The organism is Azospirillum sp. B4 (assembly GCF_000333275.1).
Lineage (GTDB): Bacteria > Pseudomonadota > Alphaproteobacteria > Azospirillales > Azospirillaceae > Nitrospirillum.
This window is the reverse complement of record NZ_BACU01000121.1, coordinates 1-4,213: the sequence shown is the minus strand read 5'-3', so window position 1 is coordinate 4,213 and position 4,213 is coordinate 1. Positions and strand designations below refer to the sequence as shown.

The 4,213-nt window shown below is 61.5% G+C and carries 6 protein-coding genes; 5 read left to right on the top strand and 1 reads right to left on the bottom strand.

Translation table 11 applies throughout. From position 1 onward, the window contains the following. Positions 1-555: 555 nt before the first annotated feature. Positions 556-1,257, top strand: a complete 702-nt coding sequence (locus I55_RS05790) for an SOS response-associated peptidase (RefSeq protein WP_044559557.1) — start codon at positions 556-558, stop codon at positions 1,255-1,257. A gap of 180 nt (positions 1,258-1,437) precedes the next feature. Then, positions 1,438-1,590, top strand: a complete 153-nt coding sequence (locus I55_RS36850) for a hypothetical protein (RefSeq protein ID WP_159107119.1) — start codon at positions 1,438-1,440, stop codon at positions 1,588-1,590. A gap of 3 nt (positions 1,591-1,593) precedes the next feature. Here I55_RS36850 and I55_RS05785 read toward each other — a convergent pair whose 3' ends face one another. Then, entirely contained in the window at positions 1,594-2,127 is a 534-nt protein-coding gene (locus I55_RS05785) for a Panacea domain-containing protein (RefSeq protein ID WP_044559556.1), read from the bottom strand. Between the two features lie 861 nt (positions 2,128-2,988). On the opposite strand from I55_RS05785, the gene I55_RS05775 reads away from it, so the two are divergent. The 3 genes from I55_RS05775 to I55_RS05765 form a co-directional block, all read left to right on the top strand. Further along, a complete protein-coding gene (locus tag I55_RS05775; RefSeq protein WP_044559559.1) occupies positions 2,989-3,780 on the top strand; it encodes a helix-turn-helix transcriptional regulator in 792 nt (263 codons plus the stop codon). A gap of 23 nt (positions 3,781-3,803) precedes the next feature. Then, positions 3,804-4,025, top strand: a complete 222-nt coding sequence (locus I55_RS05770) for a hypothetical protein (protein ID WP_044559554.1) — start codon at positions 3,804-3,806, stop codon at positions 4,023-4,025. Continuing rightward, on the top strand, positions 4,022-4,213 hold a 192-nt coding region (locus I55_RS05765), incomplete at its 3' end, for an AAA family ATPase (RefSeq protein WP_044559553.1). The genes I55_RS05770 and I55_RS05765, both read left to right, overlap by 4 nt.

The following is a 4,213-nucleotide window of genomic DNA, read 5'->3' as shown; positions in this document are numbered from 1 at the left end:
CGGGCGGCGGCGCGATACTCGCGCAAGGCCATGCGTCGCCCTCTNGGAAACCCGATGCCNTGAAACTCGTCGGCTGCCTGACGGCGNCCTTCTTCGAAACCCTCGTCATAGCCGCGCCGCAAAGCGGCCTGGGTCTCCATGACCTCGTCCGATACTGTCCGATAGCCGTCGCCATATCCAAGGGCGTAGACGGCCTCCAGAGCTTTGGCTACGGCCCGCGTGATCAGAGGAAGATAGACGATCTGGGGACTCTCAGGCTTGAAAAGCGCCCGCGCCCGCTCCTCGAAAGCCAGAGAGCGGGCCTCGTCCGGTGCCGGCACCCCGCCCTGGTCGACTTCGCGCTTCCCTTTCCCCTTGCCCTTCTGGACCATGCCGTTCCGCTCACCCAAAGTCTGACAGCTCGATCGCCCATCTATCTTGCACTAGGGATGCCGTGTCCACGGTAATCCGGTTCCACGGGTGTCCGTGGATCCGCTTTACTGACGCGTTGGCAGGCCGGATGCTCCAGGGAGGGCTTCGCTGAGGCCGCTCAGGATGGGTGGGGATGGACGTGCCATGTGCGGTCGCTATGCTGTAACCACGACGCCGGAAGGCTTGAAGCATCTGTTCGGCGTGACCAATGACCTGGTCAATTACCCGGCGCGCTACAACGTGGCGCCGACGACCCGCAATCCGGTGGTACGCCTAAACCCCGACACCGGCGCCCGGTCGATGGACCTGCTGCGCTGGGGGCTGGTGCCCCATTGGGCAAAGGACATGTCCGCCGGCGCCAAGGCCATCAACGCCCGCTCGGAAACGCTGGCGGAAAAACCCACCTTCCGCAGCGCCCTGAAAAAGCGCCGCTGCATCGTGCCAGCCGACGCCTTCTATGAATGGAAGAAAACCTCTCCGACCCAGAAGCAGCCCTACGCCATCTCCTTGGACGATGGCCAGCCCATGGCCTTTGCCGGCCTCTGGGAAGGTTGGAGGGAGCCAGCCACAGGCGACTGGGTCCACACCTACACCATCATCACCACCACGCCTAATGCCCTGATGGAACCAATCCACGACCGCATGCCCGTCATCCTGCCGGCCAAGAGCTGGTCCACCTGGCTCGGGGAACAGCCGGCAACAGAACCTGAGCTATTGGCCCTCCTCACCCCATATCCCGCCAATGGCATGCGCCTATGGCCTGTCAACGGCCGCGTAGGCAAGGTCGGGAACGACGATGCCGGATTGCTGGACCCTATCGAGTTGGGCGTCGGCGTGGCGATATGAAGCCCTGTGTGGACCTTGTATTAAATGATCATCTTCTATAAGCTCGATTTCGCTTATACGGTGTGGGTGCCTACCAGTCCCGCGATATGTAAGTGCAAAGAAAGCCCTGAGGTTTCGTTGGCGCGAAACCTCAGGGCTTCTTAATTTTTAGCGCCATCGCATTCATTCCGGGGAGCTTTGATGCGCAACCTGCAACGCTACATCCCCTCCATCCTCGGGGTATCCTGTCTCATTGTTACCATCACCGTTGTCGCCTCCCACAACCAGCACCAGGCAACCACAATGGCAGTGGGGTTCATCGCAGGATATCTGGCCTCCCGGCTGTTCGGCTAACCCTCAAACCACCAGCCTATGATGGTGGTAGCGCTCCTGGATCAGCGCATCGGTGATCTTCCTCCTGAAGCGGCCCACAGAGCCGGACGAGCCGACGACATGCTGCCAAGGGCCGCCCGGCACCTGTACCAGGCGCTGGAGCTGATGCCCCTCCAGCCTGCCGGCGCTCCTGACGATCGACCGAACCACCTCCAGAACCATCCTGTCCTCGATCGTCGGCAGGCGAAACGCCTGAGCTGTGACTATGTCCACGCGGAGTGCCCGATGCAGGACCGGACCTGCGCCGACTTCATAGTCCTGATGGATGCCGGGGTGAACAGCCCCCTGTTCCCAGGCTTCGAAGTAGCCGTAGACCAGCGGCCGGCCCCCGGTGCGCCGAAGGTGCAGGCCATGGGCCAGGTAGAGCAGCGACTGAAGGTCCAGATTGGGGATCGGGGCCTCCACCTCGTCCAGGATCAGATTGCAGACGGCCCGCGGGTCCAGGATGGTGGGGCCAAGCGGGGCGGGGCTTATCACATCCCATCTATGATCGGTCATACCCGACCCCTGGCGCGGCCTTTGTCGCTTCGGACCTTTCCGGCCTTCTTCCTGCCGATAGGGCCAAAGGCCATCTCGACCAGCTCGCGCGCCGACAGCGCCTTGTCATCGACCATGTGCTCCTTGCCCGACCGGTACACCCGTTGCCCACCGCGGCGCAGGTGCAGGATCGCGTCGTAGAGCCGGTCTGCAGCGGCTCGGTCGGGGGGGCCCCCGGCACCAAAGTCCCGGGGGGCACGGCTCACCGACTTCTCGGTCCGCCGACCCGGCTGGTGGCGTATGGGATCAACCCTCATGTTGCTATCAATGCTCCCCTTCAGCGGCCATTTTTGGCGCCGGTCCCGCGGTGACGCGAGATACGGGCCTGGTGGTCGGCTTCCAGCATCTCCCTCGAGGGCAGGCCCATGTCGGAGTAAGCTCTCTCCATGACGGCTGTGCCGTGACACATATGGTGAGAACGCCGGTCATGGTGACCCGCCAAATCAGTCTCCGGTTTGACGCATTTAGTGACCAGACATTGCCATTCCTGATGAGAAAGCCTTCGAACTTGACACAGCGTCGTGCGAAAATCGCCAGCTATCCTTCATCATCCTTGTGCCGCGAATCGTGCCAATCTGCATTCGTGCTATTGCGCCCATCACTGGCCGCGTATCGCCCCATATCAACCGGAGTTGCCGGATGAACGAGGGATGGCATCGGGATGTATTTGGGCAGGTCCGCCCGGTCGCGACGTGACCGTGCTGCGTGATGCAGTGCGCCGGTTCTGCCGCCCTTGTGCCGGTCGGATTCCGGTCAGGTGCCTCACGGAGCACTGCTTGCCAATGTAAACTGCGCCATCAATATCGGATGGATGAGGCTGTTATGAAAAAAGTCGTGCCCCACGGAGCAGTGGTAAAAGCATTGCGCGAGCGACTCGAAAGGCTCTCGACGCAGAAGGAGATGGCGAACGAGATAGGTGTCAGCGTTCGTAAGCTTCGAATGATCGAAAACGAGAACGCCCCGATCGCTGTAGCAACGGCTGAACGCTTGGCAAAGGCCCTGCAAGTCCACCGGGAGCGCATAGTCACGTCTGAAGCCGCGTCAGTGGCCGTAGCGGAAACGGGGGGACGAGCAATCAGCGTGGCCTGCATGGAAGACGAGGACCGCCTCGTCCCGCGGCACGACTATGACATCGCTAGCGCGACGTCCGATGAGGGGCAGCTCTATAGCGAAGCAGCCCGGTCAAACGATCTGGCATGTGTCATCGAGGCCAAGCTCGACGATGAGACCGGAGCTTATGCTCAGGAACTATTCGATATTCTCGGGGGGCTGACCTGGGAGAGGCGCAGCATTCTTGAGGATATTCCACCTGCAACCGAGATCGCGCTGCGCCGCCGGCTTCGCCAGCTCATCGTTCTTCTGAGGGGAAACGACGTTTGGATTTACCAGACATCTGTCCTGAGACGGCTGCCCGAACGGTACACCGTCGCTGAAGAAGGCGAGCCCTGCACCTACCAAAACCGATACGTCGTGGCGCTCGGTCCGCCCGGCGAATACGGCGAAACCACGATGCGCGTGCCGATCGATCACGGTCAGCCGTTCGTGCTGCCGGGCTGGAGCAAGTTCAAGAAGACGTTGACGGCCGAGACGGATGTCCCGGCCGGAGTGAGGTAGTCGGGAACAGGGGGCGGGACGTCATGGAATTCAAGCTCGATAACAGCCTCGCGGATAACCTCGCCTTACTCAAAGCCGAGGTGGAGCGGAGCGATCCTGAATGCGCGAAGATCCTATTCGACAATCTACATCTTCTCGATGTGGAAAGTGAGGCCGGGCCGAGCCGCGCGGCGATCGGGGAATTCCATAAGGCGGTCCTGAAGGGGCTGGAGGCGCTTCAGAGAGCGGCGGAGGCCAAGTCGTGACCCGGTACTTTTTGGGCAGTCTGACCATTGAGGGCTTCCGCGGGATTAACAACGATGGTGACCCGCTCGTCCTCAAATTCAAGACCGACGCCATCAACTCGATTCACGCTCCCAACGGGGTCGGAAAAAGCTCGATCTTCGAAGCCGTCCATTTCGCCATCCATGGCAATGTGCCGCGGCTCAAGGCC